A 16,322-nucleotide genomic window follows, 5' to 3' on the forward strand; every position below is an offset into this window, starting at 1 on the left:
AAAGCAATTATGACTGAAAATTTTAAACTGACTGCAGTCAAGATCATTCATACCCTTATCTGGGTATTTTTCAACGTGGTTATCTTCTACTTACTTTACGCCGTAATAATTAACAAAATTAACAAATGGATATGGATCTGCATTGGGTTGGTCGCTTTGGAAGGTGTTATTCTGCTTGTATTTAAGAGCATATGCCCGGTTACGCTAATAGCACGGAGGTATTCGGATTCTACAAAGGATAATTTTGATATTTATCTGCCGAATTGGTTAGCGAAGTACAACAAAGCGATTTACACAACTATAGTGTTGATTGCTATTGCTATTTTGATCTATCGTCTATCTACTTAGCAGTGTATCTACCGACCCGGTTCAGAGCAATTTAACGATCACGAGAGAGTATCAGGCTTGTAAGCTGGTGAGAATGATCTAGATAGGGAAAAAGGAAGTATGAGATTCATTAAAAAGTGGCTTAAAACAGTTGAAAGAGCATAATTTCTAAACATATAAGCACTTCTTTCTTATATTTATATTAGCTATTAAAATATCGTTGTTAAGTAAAATATAATATAGTGACCGAGAAGCAAACCGACAGGGTTAAAACAAAAATTAAAAGGATTCGGGGAATTCTTGCGGCGGAGAAAAGACAGTATGGTGGCTATGATGACAGCCGGGGGCTACGCTATATTCCGCCAGGACTGTATATTAAAATGGAGGATTATGCGGGAGGCTTAACTTATTTAAGGTGGTTTAAGAAGAATTTTACTGATGACGGAGGATTTCCCGACTTTCTGTTTGAATGGACAATCATTCTTTTTATGAACAACAAGTTGAAAGATGCAGAGAAAAAGGCAATAGAAACATTTTGTTCTAACACTTACTTTTTCGATAAATTTTTCGGCAAAGAGATCATCCCGTTAAAAAAGTACGAAGGTTCAAATGTTGATTCACCTGAATTTACCCAATACCTACCATATACAAGCGAACAGCCGGATTTGCGACAATTCGCTGAATGGTTAAGCACTTTAATCAGTGAACAAAAGTTTAAAGATTTCAGCTCTAAAATTATTGCTATTAACAAACGCTTGCTCACCGAAGACGATCAGGAAACACGGGGCTATCTTTTTAAGCAACTTGAACAGATGAAGGAGAATTATGAGTAGATTGGACTGCCACAGATTTTATGGTTTTCACAGATTAATTTTTATATAGATGGAAGGTCCGCAACTTCATAAAGTACAATTAATCTGTAAAAAATCTGTGAATCTGTGTGCCCTTAACCGATTCTTTTACCCAGGGTATTGTATCAATCTGCTCTCACAAACGTGAACATCCATTTCTCAGGATTCTGCCAGTCTTTACCTTTAAAACTGCCTATCGGCGCTTTGATAAGCACTTCATTCCAGCCTTGTTTTAATAATATCTTTGTCGGTTCGCGGTACTCATAGCCTTCGTCAACTAACGGAATTTCGGGATCTCCTTTCTGACCCCCCTGTTTCCACTTTGGCGGATCTATTAACTTACCGTTTACCCAAACCTTACTTTTGTGATTATCCCAGGTGCCCGGCAAAGGGGAATCAGTAGCTGGTGAACGGGAGATATTGTTGAAACCGATCCAGAAGTCTTTAGAGTCTGCAATATCACTCCAGATCCGTGTAGCGGCGTACCAGGTTGAATTTTCCTTTGGGTCCTTTAGTGCGCCCGTAATCAGGTTAGCCCACCAATGCCTCAGCACTACTGTACCACCTATGATTTGTTGAACAGGGTCAGCATCGGCATTGAAACTTTTAGTTTCAGGTTCAAAGCTTTTTTCAAGATCGCCCCCGTTAGCATACGGTCCGAAAAGATTCCATGCAGTTGCCGATTGCTTCACATAGGGAAAAGGCAAGCCTGAAAAGTATTGGTCTTTGTGGTCAAGAAGGCGATCTTCAAAGTTTGAAAATTCAAGTGTTCTGATTTGGCCGGGTTCACCTGCATTAGCTACCCATCCTGCATGTCCTCCGCCTTGCCAGCTACGCTCTGCAAAAGCCAGCATGGCGGGGTAAACCGGGTTCATTTTCAATACATCTTCTCCAGTTTCAACCCGACGGTCAGGCCACATACAGATCGTTCCACCCAGAACAGACCGATCCCCCTTTTCTTTGCCGGCTATCTTGCGGTTGAATATGGTAACTACACTTTCCAATGGATCCATATGGTTTAAGTATAGATGACGCGAGTCTATGAACTGGATGTCTGATTTATTTGAAACAAGCGCGTTATCGTCCATCCATAACTGCCGGATGGTTTTGTCCGTAAAGTTACCTCCGGGTTCCCAGCCGATGATCTTTTTGTCAAAGCCTTCGATATATGCTGATACCTCTGGCAGGAAGTTCTTGTTGGTGATCTTAACTTCGTCGGCACCGATATGAATATAAGGCAGATTGTAAGTTTCGAAGAATTCCTTCAGTATGTTTTTTACGATCTGCAGGCCTTCTTCGGTCTGCATGTCAGTTTTCATCGCTCTTCTAAAAGCAGCGCTATGGCCTGGCATATCAATTTCGGGCACCAGGGTAATATGCCGTGCTTTACAATAAGCAATCAGCTCCTTCATGTCCGCTTCTGTATAAAACTTTCCTTTATTCCGGATCATGGTTTCCGGGTCTGTCAGCTGCGGGTATCTTTTGCTTGCCAGTCGCCAGGCAATATCTTCAGTGAAGTGAAAATGGAAAATATTGTACTTATAGCGACTCATGATATCAATCTGCTGTTTCAGCAGATCCATAGACTGGTAATTCCGTCCCACATCCACCATATAGCCCCGCCATGAGAAAGCCGGCCAGTCGGTGATCTCGCAGCCCTGTATTGTTTTGTCTAAGATCAACTGTTTAAGCGTTTGTGCCGCATTAAAGATTCCGTGACTGGCATTCGCCCGGATCATAATTTTATTTGCATCCACCGACACGGAATAGGCCTCATCTTTGTGTTGCGGAGATGCTACCTCAGCTATGCTTAGTTGAATATATGGATGCTTTCCTATGCTGCTTACAATGGGAATTTTAAAACCCTGTTGGTTTAAATATTGCTGAAGTTTAAGAGCTTCCGCTTTTAGGGTGGGATTACTGACCATAATGCTCTTGTACTTCGCTAATGGGAATTGTTCCCTGGCCCAGCTAACGTTTTGGGGCATCGGAATTAAAGCCGGTACATTGTATATGCTGGCATAAAGAGTCTCTCTCCATTTCAGGTAACCGGCACCGGTTAGGTGTAGTCCATCATTAGTATAAGCGACATTTAACCGGCCGGTACTATCGGCAAGGGCAGGATAAATGTCCAGGTAAGTGTAATGCTTAGCCGGGGCGTTCTCTTTCAAGATCCGGTTGACTGCAGCAATCTCCTTTCTTTTGCCCGTGTGGCCGGCAAACTTTCCGAAGCTCTCGTTAACGGGAAATATGCTTTGTACATAAAGCTTTGTAGCCGGAGATTTAGCCTTAATAAGATCTGCTATCCAAAGAATATTCCGGACGACGCTGTCAGCTTTAATGCCTTTGGCGAGGTCATTGGTGCCGATAAGAAGAAACACCTTAGCGGGTTTACGGTTGTAGACTTCATCAAGGCGGTGCAGAATGCCGGCAGTTATATCACCGCTGATGCCGCGGTTTTTTATCCGCAGGTCATTAAACAGTTCGCTCCATTCGGCACCATCCGAAATACTGTTTCCTAAAAAGATAAGGTCATCTTTAGTTTGCGGAAGCGTTTTAAAGTGACTTACCCGCTGATGATAATATGTCGGGAAGAGTGAATCGGCAAACTGAGGTATTTGGGGCTGAGCTGAAAGCTGCGAGGTGCAGAATACTAAGATCAGAAGAAGGATTCTTTTTAACATTTTTATTGCTATTAAATGCCAAGATAGCAAGTCGTCTGATTATTAAACAACGCAAACGTTTGACTGATTTAGAGATGATCAAAGGGTGGTTCCACCCTGGAAACACTTAAGGTCTGCTTAAAAGTTTAAAATGATATGGAGATACTTGCCGGAATTTCTAAATAACCGATATTTGTTTTCGATTGTATTCGGGTTTCTTCGAACCCATCGAGGAATTCGTGAGTAGAATAAACGTTTTGAAACTTTGAATCTTTGTTAAAAGAAATCTAAAATGAACCAGATAAAGGGTGTGCACCATGTAACGGCAATTACCAGTAGCGCAGAAAAGAATTACGAGTTCTTCACTAATGTATTGGGAATGCGCCTGGTGAAGAAAACGGTAAATCAGGATGATATTCAAACCTATCATTTGTTTTTTGCCGATGACAGAGGCAGCGCAGGAACGGATATGACTTTCTTTAACTTCCCGGGCATTCAGAAAGGAGTACACGGAACAAATGAAATTTCAAAGACATCGTTCCGTGTTCCCGATGATGAAAGCCTGGAATATTGGGTAAAACGCTTTGATCGCCTTCAGGTTCAACACTCCGGAATTGAAGAGCAGTTCGGGAAGAAATCACTTTCCTTCGTTGATTTTGATGATCAGCAATACCAGTTGATCTCAGATCAATTCAATAAAGGACTGGAATCAGGTACGCCCTGGCAGAAAGGTCCGGTGCCATTAGAATATGCAATTACCGGATTAGGTCCTGTATTTATTCGTATTTCGAACTTTACAAACTTTAAGGAAGTTCTGGAAAAGCTCTTATTATTTAAAGAGACAGGTCAGGAAAGATCATTTCATTTGTTTGAAATGGGGGAGGGTGGAAACGGTGCTTCGGTTATTGTAGAAGATAATGCTGATCTTGCTGATGGACGTCAAGGTTTCGGGACCGTACACCATGCAGCGTTCCGCGTGGAAGATCGCGCAGCTTTAGATGAATGGATTAAGCGGATGAGTAGTTTGAGGATTCCTACATCGGGTTACGTAAATCGTCATTTCTTTGAGTCGCTGTATGTAAGAGTGGCACCTCAAATTTTGTTTGAGTTTGCTACAGATGGTCCTGGCTTTATGGGAGATGAACCTTATGAAACACTTGGAGAGAAACTTTCTTTGCCACCATTTCTAGAGGCCCAGCGCGAAGCGATAGAGAAATTAGTTCGCCCGATTAATACTGTAAGAAGCACTAAAGAATTTGTTAAAGAGTAAAAGAAAACAATCACACTGATCTGATACTCTTTCAATATTAAAACGATAAACTCGGCTAAAAAATAATTAGTGAAAATGATAAAGCGGCAGAACCCCACGGTTGGCCGCTTTATCGTTTAAAACCGGTCGGGTTTTCATCATTCGCTCTGGGAGCAAATAACATTGCGACCGTAATTATAGCCTGGAATTATAAAATTTCCGCTGCTTGCCTTACCGCAATTGTTTCAACCCAACTCTCAAAAAGCCTCCATAAAAGTTTTTAGAAATTCATTGGTGAGAGTTCCATTATCGTCAAATAGAGATTTAGCCCCACCTAAATAGCATTCAGGTTGTGCCATGGTCGGCACATTAACAAAAACAAGTGACTGGCGCAGGTGATGATTCGCACCAAAACCGCAGATATTGCCGATTGAAACACTTACGACCGCACCGGGCTTGCCATCCCATGAGTTTTGTCCGTAAGGCCGGGAACCTACATCAATTGCATTCTTTAGCACCGCCGGTACTGAGCGGTTATATTCAGGAGGCTAGTGAAATTGAACTACAACAATAAGCTTAGCTTTCTGTTGACTTATGACAAAGCGTGACTAGCTTCTCCGTTTTTGTCTGTATCGAATGATAATAAGCGCGGTCAGATTTGTGGGATGACGTACCGGCTTAAGATATCAATGAGGTATGTTGAGTCAAATTTATTGCCTCTGCAATCAAAAACAATTCTTAATCTAATTAGATTCTATTATGGAAATCGTCGCTTCGCTCTTGATTTTGATCATTTACTTTCTACCAAGTTTCCTTGGCTCAGATAAAGAGGATTCCGGTGGAATTCTAATGCTGAACGTCTTCCTGGGTTGGACAATTGTCGGGTATTTTATCGCTTTGCAAAGGGCGTTAGCCACTGATATCCACCCAGGATGACTTTAAAAGGGTTAGCGTTTAACTTCGCTCTTTAAAACTTATCATTACAGTTGTCGTGAATTACAATTAAGAATTGAGCATTTCGTTCGACGTTTCGATAACATCGGATTTTCTGAGATTTGATACTTACAAAATTGAATTTACATAAGCATCTCCAATTAGTTCGACCAATTTAGCGCTGACTACCGCCTTCCCTATAATAACCCATGTTGCGTTTCCAGTTAATTCTATTTCGAAGTTTTCAGTTTCAGGAATTTGGCATAGATATTTAACCCTGTCTTTATCGCATATGGCAGTTGACAATAGCACAGCAATGTCTTTACCTCTATACTTAACTTTTAGCTGTGTGGGCATAATATGTAAACGATCATTCGGCGGCAGACATTAATTCATCGGCTAAGCTCCGTTGGAAGTAACCGTAGACTTGTTGAAAGTCACTTGAGGAGATTTAGTCGATCGATCTTAGTAAGATAAAATCTTATCTATCCCGTTCTGCAGATGGCAACATCCAATACATGAATCAAACCCTGTTTATTCCTCAGAATATAAAGGTAGGGGGTGTTGACGTAGTAAAAACCCCTGATTTAAGAGTGGTTTTTACCTGATTTTAAAAGGGATCCTAGTTCCCCGTTCAAAAGTTCCAAAATTATGGTTTCCCGTAATCAGTTTACGTTGTTATCTAAAGGTCTGATATCCTGAAAGCAGGTCATTCCCAGATGAATTAGGAAAGCACATTCATAGGCTTCGCAGGATGATCTTTTGATATGGACTGGTGGGACAGTCTTCAAAAGATGAGATAAAAAGTCTCCTGATTATTTATTCCCGCAAGCGTTTTCCTGATTTAGTCTGATCTCTACTTATGTGTGAGATAAGAAGTCCGGTGATAACCAGGATGACCCCCGCAATAGTAAACTCATCAATCCGGTCTTTCATGAGCACTGCCGCAATTGCATAACCAAATACAGGGCATAAGAACAGCCAGAAACCGGCTCTAAGTGTGCTGATTCGGATAAGCCATAGCCACAATAATACAGCGGCGATTGATACAGGTATGGCCAGCCAGAGAACGGCCCCCCAAAATGAAGCATCGAAATGATTTGCTGTATCCTGATAATAAAACCATGTTACCGGCAAGAGAAATAATCCGCCTAACAATGTTTGCCAGCCGTTGATGGTAAATAAATGCAAATTGTTCCATTTTTGAGCTGCGAAATAAAGCGAAGCAAAAGAATAGGATAGCATGCTTAGCAGTAAGATAAGCAGACCCGAAACGGTTACTGATGCTTCGGATAAAAGAGGCCAGGCGGCACAGAGCACCCCTGCCGAGCAGATCACCAGTGCGATAACTGACTGAACAGTAAGTGGTTTTTTAAGGAGAAATACGGAAATAAAGCTGATAAAAACAGGATTGGTTGCGACTGCTAATGACCCGATACCTGCGGTTACATGCTCCATTGCGATGACATAACATCCTAAATAGATGGTTATATTCAATAACCCATAAATAGCTAATTGTTTCCATTCTTGGCCGGAGGGGAGCCGGTTGCCTCGCAGTACGTGGGAAACAAATAACATCATCGCGGCCGCAACTGCAAAACGCATGAGGGCTATGACAAGCGGTTGCGCTGATGTTAGACCGATTTTGGTTGCCGTAGAGGCTGAAGCCCATAAGATTGAAAATAGCAGACCTGCGGCTATCCATGTATATTTTTTACGGCTTACAGCTGGCACCTATTCTTCTTTCTTTAGATAATCGTTCAGGATTTGCTGGCAATACCACTCCTGACGGGGTAAATGAAAAGGTCCTTTAAACAGATTTCCTTTTGCTGTTTGAGCAACGCTGCCATCGCGGTGCAGGTAGCCAAACCATTCCCCGTATTCTTTATCATGGAAACGGCTATAGGCATACTCATGAACCATTTTATGCCATTCCGCGTACTTCTCGTCCCCTGTCATCAGGTAGGCGAGCAGAGTGGCTATAATCACTTCATTATGTGGCCACCAGAATTTCATATCCTGCCAGTATTCCTGAACGGGTTTATTATAAACATCCCGAAAGTACAAAATTCCGCCATGTTCCTTATCCCAGCCGCGTTCCCACATGTAATCCAGCATCTTACAACCCAGCTTAATTAAATGCGGATCATTATCACGGTATTTAGCTTCGTGAAGAATAAACCAGGCCCCTTCAATAGCATGACCGGGATTCAACGTGCGGCCGTCGATATGATCAATGATGGAGCCGTCGGGAGCCACCTGTTCCATGACGCAGCGGATATCGTCTTTAACAAAATACTGTTCTATTTCAGCAATCCATTTATCGATCCACTCGTCGCATCGCGGGTCACCAATTGTTTCCCGGAGCTGCTGGGCGGTATTCATCATGATCATCGGTACACCAATCCCTTTTGAAGGCCGGGTATCTGTAAATTTAGAAGGGAGAATGCCGGGCGTGGTTGCGTATTCAATGCACTTACCGAAAAGGTAACGTGCCTTTTCAGCTGCCGCCTCATCACCACTGGCCTTAGCGTAGGCCGCATTAGCAATAACTGCGAAAGTTTCAGAAAAGTAGTAACGGCGTTTGCGGATCGGCTTTCCCTCACGGGTGACATGAAAGAACATCTGCCCGTCTGTGTCGAAACAATGCTTGTTCAGGAAGTCAATTCCTGACCTGGAACCTGCCAGCCATTCCTGCTTCGGTTCAATCGTGTTGTACAGGGTGGATAACAGCCATGCTGCGCGACCCTGTATCCAAACAGCTTTATCATCATCGATCAATGAACCGTCCTGATCCCGCATCAGCATGTAGCCGCCAAATTTCTCATCGATTGAACGGGGAAACCAAAATGGCACGGTATCCTGTAATAGTTGCTTTTGGTAAAATGTTCTCAGGCTCTTTAGGTCTTCGACTGAATATCCCATGGTGTTTATTTTAATTTTGCTGATCAGGAATTGCAATCCTGGTTTTTAATGCGAATAAATCCTCTTTATTATCTCCAGATTGCAAGCCCGGACAAGCGTTTATTTAATGGGTATGGTAAAAGTGGAAGCCGGCAGCCCGGCTTCGTTAACCAGATTGGCTCTTGTGTAAGGCTGCCACGCATACAATACTTTTTTAACATTTTCGCCTTCAGGTATCTTCAAATGAACCCGGTTTTTAATGATCGTAGCCGATACAGGAATGTGACGGCCTTTCTCGGTTACCAGTTCAAAGCCTGTTAACACAATACTCCCTTTTGATGATAGTTCTTTTGCTTCTGTAAATGAAACCAACACCTGGGTCCCGTTTTTGACAGCGCTAATTGCCACCGGTCCGCTTGCTGAAACCGGCTTATAGTAAGTGGTTTTCAAAGCTAATAAGGCTAAGCGGTACCCGATCTCTTTCTTTTGAACTGGATGTACATCTAAGGAATCACCGAGATCAGAACTTACAGCCATATCTACGCCAGCAATTTGCGTCTGGAGCTCACGCTGCATATTCCTGAAATAAGGCCAGGAAGGCCTGTCAATGGAAGAAAGCTGGACGTAATAAAAGGGAAGATTCTGTTTCCACTGCTGCCGCCAGCTTTTAACGAGTGCTTTGAATTCCGCCTGGTAGAGTTCTGCGTTGTGCGCATTGCTCTCACCCTGGTACCAGATCACGCCTTTGACGGGCGAATGGACCAGGTTAGCGATCCCGGCTTCGTAGTTGTAAGCGGGTTCATAGGGGTGCCGCTGGTTGGTGATTCCGGAGTTTTTCAGGTTCACATCAGCACGCTCACGAACCCAGGGCATTATGAAGTCTGATTTCCGCCAGTTGCTAAGCAGGTCGACCAGTTGCTCGTCATGCTCCAAAGTCTTCCGGTCAATCCATGATTCAATGGGCGAGCCGCCGACAGCAATTTCAATTAAGCCTATTGGGACGTTTTCACTTGTTTGTATTTCTTTCCCGAAGTAGTAGGCGATAGCAGAAAACCGGTCAGCGGAGGACGCATCCGAAGTCTGCCAGGCGCCGGAGAAGAATTCAAGCTTGTTTGTTTTTGCCAGTGTTGTTGAATCCCAGGTTGTATTATTGGTTTCGCTCACGCCATTCAGCTTAAAGAGGCGGAGATTTTTGTTGCCAGCCTGTCTCAATTCTCTTTCGGCGTCTGCCGACTGGTCTAACCGGAAAGCCATATTCGACTGTCCCGAACAAAGCCACACATCACCAATCAGGATGTCGTTAAATACGATGTTTTTCCTGTCTGCACGAACCTTTAACTGATAAGGCCCGCCTGCAGGCATGGCGGGGAAATTCACCTGCCACTTCCCATATTGATCGGCGGAAGTACTTAGAGTTCTGCTGTCGAAGGTAATATCAATCTTTTGTCCGGCATTCGCCTTACCGTAAATAGGGATAGTAAGGTGACGCTGTAACACCATATGATCATTGAAGATTTGTGGAAGTCCTAATCCGCCGAAATCTCCCGTTAAAGCCTGGTAGGCTGTTTTTGCAATAATGGCGGCACCTTCCTTATCAGGGTGCAGGTTATCTGCAAACAGATCCGGGCGATTGTGCAAAGGTTGGTAAAGGTTAATGAGCTGCGCATTGTTTGCTTTAGCAATAGCTGGGATCTTCTCCTGGATCTGCCAGTACCAGTCACGGGTACCTGAGCGGAAGCGCGGATGTCCGCTGAAGATAGGAGTGAGCCGGCAGACGAACAGTTTGACTTTAGGATTTTGCTCCCTTAGCGTATCCAGAAGCGAGGCATAGTCTGCTTCGAAGTTATCCCTGAACTCGGGCCAATTACGCGGATCGGTATCATTTAAACCCAGGTGAATAACAGCAATATCGGGTTTGAACGCTATTGCTGCTTCAAACTCCTTTGTTTTAAAATAAGGCCGGTGACCCTTCTTCAATAAAGTTGCACCGCTCAGCCCGAAGTTCTTCACTTGATAATTATCGCCCAGAAGTTCCTGCAGAACCGACGGGTATGCTTCGCGTGCCGGGTCTTTCAGGCCGGCGCCAAACGTCACTGAGTTACCTATAGCAGCCACTTTCAGCGGCGTCTGCGCCCACGTATCGATGTTCGCTAAGCATAATACACCAGTGATCAGCAGGAAAAACCTGAGTAGAATTTTCATGCTATTTTACAATATCACTAACCGGTATCCGCATAAAGTACAGGTCTCGCTGACCTTCATATAAGATTCCGATGGTATGATCATCTATCTTCGTTAGTGCCGAATAGCCAAAAGTCGGACGATCGTCAAGGAGCAATTCATTAACAGGAAGCCATGTTTCACCCAGATCAAGGCTTGCCTTGATAGTGATATCCTTTCGGGCAGTCTGTGTAGCCACGTTGCTGAAAAACAAAACATCCTGCATTTTGCCTTTTATATTAACGCGGGCTTTGATAAAACTAGCCATACAAACCGGGTCAGGAAGGGCTTCATACGACGTAGAGTGCTCCAGCCAGGTTTTGCCCATGTCCTTAGTTGTGGCTACGCTTCTAAAATTACCGCGGTTGTCACGCATGTTCAGCATCAATGTGCCCGGAGTTGTTTCTACCACCTGGCTTTCCGTGGTATTTGATTTGGCGCCTATGCCGCTTTTCCATGTTTTCCCATGATCATCACTATAGATAATCGAAGAATGTGGAATGCCCGGCTTTTTACTTTCGTCCCAATATTGAGATGGGAAAACCAGCGTGCCATTTTTCATTACGATTCCATTACCCGGACCGTTAAAGTATAAATGCCACTTTGGATCTTTAACCTGGGTGGTGATATTGTAGGGTTTTGACCATGTTTTGCCGTCATCATCACTGCTTACCAGCACAAACTGTCCGGTAGTATCCGGTGAGAGGCCCGGTTCAGAACCAGCTATCGAGCGATTGCCTTTGCTCCATAAAGCGGCAACCCAAATCTTTTTTGTAATGGGGTCAAATAAAACTGAAGGGTCGCCCACGCCATTATTCTCATGCGGTTCGCCCATGTCCATAATAACTTTCATCGGCTCCCACGTATGCCCGCCATCGGTGCTGCGGTTCAGGCCCACGTCAATATTTGCCGGCAAATCGCCTGAATGTTTATAGCGAATGTCATAAACTGAGATCAGGGTGCCTTTGTCAGTGGTAGCTATTCCCGGAATGCGGTAGGTGTTCACACCATCATCTCCGGCTTTGCGGATTGCAATTCCTATTCTTTTTGAAAAACTTGCTTTCCCACCCTTTGGATTCGTGGCTTTCTTAACTTCATGCTTCCCTGCAGCGGTAGTCAGGCTGCTAACGCGAAGGTTTACTTCCTTATCTATATTTGCATCCTTTTTTACAGTTGGACTTACCCAGATATAATATAGTCCCGGTTTAAAATTGACGATCACTGGAATACTCATAGATCCTGACAAGCTGGTTGCTGAAGCCAGGATAGTTGCTCCGGTCAAAAAACTCCGCTCATTGTCTTTCCGGATCAGTACATCAATCTTTTCGATTGCTTTTACGGCATTGTCGTCAAGTTGTAATTGGATACTTTTATAAGTTACATCTTTACCTTCCGGCACGTGAACTCTGATCTGTGCCGCCTCATTATAAGGCATTTCTTTCATCAAAGGAGCATCAGGATAAATGGCGGAAAGCTTAACCGTAGGCAACTGTGCCGTTATGGTTTTGGGAGAACAGCCGAGGGCTATTAATGCCAGCGCTGCGATCCACAAAGTGCATTTGTTTGTATTTTTATTCATTTCAATAAATCAAAATTATAAAATCAGGATTTGTTTAGGAACCCTGAACATTGTTCAAAAATCAGACTTACGATATGTAAAGTGTAATCTGATGATGTACTGTATTAAATTTCTTCCAGTTATGCAGGACTGTCTGATACCTGAAAATCATTATGCTTCGGTTGTAAAAAGGAAATCTGGATAACCAGGGCCACCAGTACAATTCCGGCCAGCATGGCGAAATCCTTCCCGAGATTACCTGCATCTGTCGACTTGCCTAAAAGGTCGGTAATGTAAGCTCCGGCAAACACTCCGGTCATGTTCATGATCCCGTAAGCAGTAGCCCGGTATTTGGATGAAACAAACTGGCAAAGGATCGGCATATTGTTGGCATCAAACATTCCGAAGCCTATCCCAAAGCAAACACCTGCACCGATAACATGGATGAGGCTATGCCCGAATCCTAAAAGTAGTAGCGATGGAATAGTTAAACCCAGGCCAATGGCGCTGGTATAAATTCTGCCCTTCAAATTCTTCTGCACCCAGCGGTCGGATAATATGCCGCCAAAAATAACTCCGATAAACGAGGAGGCCGCTATTGTAATAGTAGACAGAGGACCCGCCTGCGACATCGGGATGTTTAGATTTTCAGCGAATAGTGTGGGCAGCCAGTTTTTAGTGGCCCAGCCCGGAAGGCTTGGGATGGTAAAATAGAAAAGGATGATCCAGAAAGAAATATTGGTAAAAAGCAGGGCCAGCCCTTTGAACAGCGGCGAACTTTGTTTAACCAGGAATTGATCTGATCCGGCGATCGCTTCCTGCGATTCCTTCTTATCCCGCAGGAAAAGTATTAGTACCAGAGAGTACACAACCCCGATCAGACCGAATGAATGAAAAGTGGTTTGCCATGAATAGGAAGTCGCAATAGTTGCTCCAAAGCCTCCAAGGGCTTGTCCCATATAAAGACCGGTCATGTGAATGCCGATGGCAAGTGACCGGGTCTTTGCACTGTGAAAGTCTGCTATCAATGACAGTCCTGCCGGGATATACAAGGCTTCGCTGACGCCCATAATGGCTCGCAATATGTACAATTGGTTAAAAGTCGTCGCATAACCCATCGCAAAAGTAACGGCTGACCAGACAAACAAGCTGCCGATGATTAGCCATCTGCGGCTGAATTTATCAGCTATAATACCGGATACGGGGCTCATGAAGCCGTAGATCCACAGAAAAATGGCCATCAGGTAACCGAAATTAGTAGCCGACTGCAATTCCGCAATATCGATTTGCATGGCCGGCCTCATCGTGGCCAGCATCTGCCGATCCATATAGTTCAGAAGTGCAACAAACCAGAGTAAACCTACTAATACCCAGTGGTAATTCTTTGAGATTCTAGACATTAGATTGAGATTTGAGAATGTGAGACTTTAGATGTGAGACTTGAGATGTGAGACTAAGGCTGTTAGCCTTACTTTCGTTTAACCACACCCAGCATGATATCGGGTGTGCGGACGCCGGGCTGAATTTCACCGTTTGACAGTATGATATCTTCGCCCCATTTCGTAGCGGTGGTAGTTACTCTGGCAGGGAAAGGTAGCTCGCCTATTTTCAGCCAGGAGTTGTTCAGGGTATTGTATGATAATATGCCCCGGTAGAATCCTTTATGAGTGGTACTTAATAGATTCTTTTTCGCGGTAAGCTCCGCTTTTTCCTCCGACGTCTTTGATTGTGCGATCAGCGATAAATAGGTTTCTATTTGATGAAAGACTTCACCGTTATCGCCGCCCATGATTAGCAACTCATTCTCCGACACCGCTACACCGGTACCGGCTGAGAAGTTCGTGGTGCTGTTTCCGTCAGAAACAGGAGCACCACTTGCCCAGCTTTGGCTGCCCGGGTTGTAAACAAATACGGTATTATGAAGTTCACTAATTCCCGACAAAGTTTTAGTACGTCCGCCAACTACGTAAATTTTGCTGCCTTCCGCATCCTTTTGCGCCACAACCACTGAATTCGCCAGTGACACAGGCAAGTGCGGCAAATAATTCCACTTCCTTTTTTTATCAGTAAGATCAAGGCTAAAGAAGCAGGATGAGGTGGATTTTGCTTCATCGCCACCGACCGCGTAGACCAAATTGTCCAGATGAGTAAGTGCGACGTTAGTTAGAGCTATCGGCAGATTGGGTAGAGGCTCTACTTTGAGCTGGCTTTTAGCGGAATTTAATTTAATGAGCCAGGCTTTGTCGGAGATCCCCTGGTCGTTTTCGCCGCCCGCATATACCACTCCATAAGGCGTAGCTGTATTTCCGCAATACGCTATGGGTTCCGGCAACTTTGCAAACAGCTTCTCATTCCAGACATACTGGCCGTTTTTCTTTTGAAGCACTTTGATTTCATCAGAATAGTGTTTTTTCCCGCCATCCCAAGGCATCTTATCCGGAAAATTAGCCCCTCCCGCTACAATCATCGATTCGCTGTAAACTGCATTAATGGCACCCGCAAACCCGATCGACGGACTCCCGTCTGCATCAGGCAGGGTGGCGATCTTTTTCCATTCAATGGAGTCGATAACAACTTTTTGGGAGAAGGCATCTGTGTTAACTAACATGATACAGAGAGATAAGGGGAAAAGACACTTATTGATCATATTGTGTTTCATGAGCCCGGGATTTGAAGTCGTCGAAACTAAGACTTTGTACATCGTTTTTGAAGTCTTCAAACTGCGCGGCACTCATGTTCTTTACGGGCAGTCTGAATTCCCCGCAATCAATATCAACGAGTTTCATGTAAGCTTTGCCGACAGAAATACCGCCATACTTGCCCAATAAACGGATCATGTCAATTGATTTCTGCTGTAACTCGGCAGCCTTTTTAAGATCGTTGCCATTAAAGGCATCAATTAAAGAATAATATAGTGGGGCTGCGTAATTAAACGTACTTCCCACAGCACCTTTTGTTCCAAGGGCTAGTGCAGAAAGCATATTCTCATCGCGGCCCCACAACATATCGTATTTGCCGTTCTGAAAGGTCATGCAGCTCTGGAAGTCCATGAAGTCTTCGTGCGTGTATTTGATCCCTGCAAAATTAGGAATGCGGCCATCTATAGCCTGCAGCAGATCAAACATCGCGAAGTTTACACCTGTCAGAACCGGGATATGGTAATAGTAGAAGGGTATATCCGGTACGCTTTCGGCTACCGCCAGGCAGCACTGGGCAAGCATTTCTGCGCTGGCAGGCTTGAAGTAGAACGGGCCGGTAAATGAAACCGCAAAAAGGCCCGTCGCCTGGGCATGCTTTGCCAGATCAATGCAATCGGCAATACAGGTTCCGCCAAGGAACATCATCACCTTAAAGTCATCGTCATGATTAGAGCAGGCCGCCCATGCTTCGGCCACCGCTTTTTTCTCCGAAAGGGTCAGTGAAACACCCTCACCGGTTGAACCGCAAATAAAAGCGCCTGTTACACCGTTGGCCTTTAAAAACTGGTAGTACGATGGAATAATTGATAAATTTAGGTTGCCTTCAGCATCCATAGGAGTGAAGGGAGCAGATATTAAGCCTTGTAAATGTTGCATTAGTATATGAGTTAAGAAAGGGAAATTAAACCAGACAGCTAA

The 16,322-nt window shown here is 44.2% G+C and carries 14 protein-coding genes; 4 read left to right on the forward strand and 10 right to left on the reverse strand.

Going from position 1 to position 16,322, the window contains the following annotated elements; all coding sequences use genetic code 11:
• Window positions 1–9 precede the first annotated feature (9 nt).
• Both AC1MCB_RS00495 and AC1MCB_RS00500 read left to right on the forward strand, forming a co-directional pair.
• Window positions 10–348, forward strand: coding sequence for a hypothetical protein (locus AC1MCB_RS00495; protein ID WP_479966787.1), 339 nt, complete (start codon window positions 10–12; stop codon window positions 346–348).
• 221 nt (window positions 349–569) lie between these two features.
• A complete protein-coding gene (locus AC1MCB_RS00500; protein ID WP_479966788.1) occupies window positions 570–1,160 on the forward strand; it encodes a hypothetical protein in 591 nt (196 codons plus the stop codon).
• Window positions 1,161–1,303: 143 nt separating this feature from the next.
• Here the strand turns inward: AC1MCB_RS00500 and AC1MCB_RS00505 are convergent, their stop codons facing one another.
• Window positions 1,304–3,862: a family 20 glycosylhydrolase gene (locus AC1MCB_RS00505; protein WP_479966789.1), complete on the reverse strand. Its 2,559-nt coding sequence runs from the start codon at window positions 3,860–3,862 to the stop codon at window positions 1,304–1,306.
• A gap of 271 nt (window positions 3,863–4,133) precedes the next feature.
• Between AC1MCB_RS00505 and AC1MCB_RS00510 the strand changes: the two genes are divergently transcribed.
• Window positions 4,134–5,111, forward strand: coding sequence for a ring-cleaving dioxygenase (locus AC1MCB_RS00510; protein WP_479966790.1), 978 nt, complete (start codon window positions 4,134–4,136; stop codon window positions 5,109–5,111).
• A 236-nt stretch (window positions 5,112–5,347) separates the two neighbouring features.
• Here AC1MCB_RS00510 and AC1MCB_RS00515 read toward each other — a convergent pair whose 3' ends face one another.
• Window positions 5,348–5,608 (reverse strand): NADPH-dependent FMN reductase, encoded by a 261-nt coding sequence (locus tag AC1MCB_RS00515; RefSeq protein WP_479966791.1) that lies wholly within the window; start codon window positions 5,606–5,608, stop codon window positions 5,348–5,350.
• 241 nt (window positions 5,609–5,849) lie between these two features.
• On the opposite strand from AC1MCB_RS00515, the gene AC1MCB_RS00520 reads away from it, so the two are divergent.
• Window positions 5,850–6,026: a superinfection immunity protein gene (locus AC1MCB_RS00520; protein ID WP_479966792.1), complete on the forward strand. Its 177-nt coding sequence runs from the start codon at window positions 5,850–5,852 to the stop codon at window positions 6,024–6,026.
• 126 nt (window positions 6,027–6,152) lie between these two features.
• Here the strand turns inward: AC1MCB_RS00520 and AC1MCB_RS00525 are convergent, their stop codons facing one another.
• The 8 genes from AC1MCB_RS00525 to AC1MCB_RS00560 form a co-directional block, all read right to left on the reverse strand.
• The gene (locus AC1MCB_RS00525; RefSeq protein ID WP_479966793.1) at window positions 6,153–6,380 is read right to left on the reverse strand and encodes a hypothetical protein; all 228 of its coding nucleotides are present in this window, start codon (window positions 6,378–6,380) and stop codon (window positions 6,153–6,155) included.
• Window positions 6,381–6,842: 462 nt separating this feature from the next.
• The gene (locus AC1MCB_RS00530) at window positions 6,843–7,757 is read right to left on the reverse strand and encodes a DMT family transporter (protein ID WP_479966794.1); all 915 of its coding nucleotides are present in this window, start codon (window positions 7,755–7,757) and stop codon (window positions 6,843–6,845) included.
• A complete protein-coding gene (locus tag AC1MCB_RS00535) occupies window positions 7,758–8,948 on the reverse strand; it encodes an AGE family epimerase/isomerase (RefSeq protein ID WP_479966795.1) in 1,191 nt (396 codons plus the stop codon).
• Window positions 8,949–9,047: 99 nt separating this feature from the next.
• Window positions 9,048–11,129: a GDSL-type esterase/lipase family protein gene (locus AC1MCB_RS00540; RefSeq protein ID WP_479966796.1), complete on the reverse strand. Its 2,082-nt coding sequence runs from the start codon at window positions 11,127–11,129 to the stop codon at window positions 9,048–9,050.
• A gap of 1 nt (window position 11,130) precedes the next feature.
• Window positions 11,131–12,726 carry an exo-alpha-sialidase gene (locus AC1MCB_RS00545; protein WP_479966797.1) on the reverse strand — a complete coding sequence of 532 codons (1,596 nt, stop codon included), beginning with the start codon at window positions 12,724–12,726 and terminating at the stop codon, window positions 11,131–11,133.
• Between the two features lie 119 nt (window positions 12,727–12,845).
• Window positions 12,846–14,105, reverse strand: coding sequence for an MFS transporter (locus AC1MCB_RS00550; RefSeq protein ID WP_479966798.1), 1,260 nt, complete (start codon window positions 14,103–14,105; stop codon window positions 12,846–12,848).
• A 68-nt stretch (window positions 14,106–14,173) separates the two neighbouring features.
• Complete coding sequence (locus AC1MCB_RS00555; RefSeq protein WP_479966799.1) at window positions 14,174–15,313, reverse strand: galactose oxidase; 1,140 nt, start codon at window positions 15,311–15,313, stop codon at window positions 14,174–14,176.
• A gap of 28 nt (window positions 15,314–15,341) precedes the next feature.
• Window positions 15,342–16,280 (reverse strand): dihydrodipicolinate synthase family protein, encoded by a 939-nt coding sequence (locus AC1MCB_RS00560; protein ID WP_479966800.1) that lies wholly within the window; start codon window positions 16,278–16,280, stop codon window positions 15,342–15,344.
• Between the last annotated feature and the right edge of the window lie 42 nt (window positions 16,281–16,322).

Source organism: Daejeonella sp. AP26, assembly GCF_056680515.1.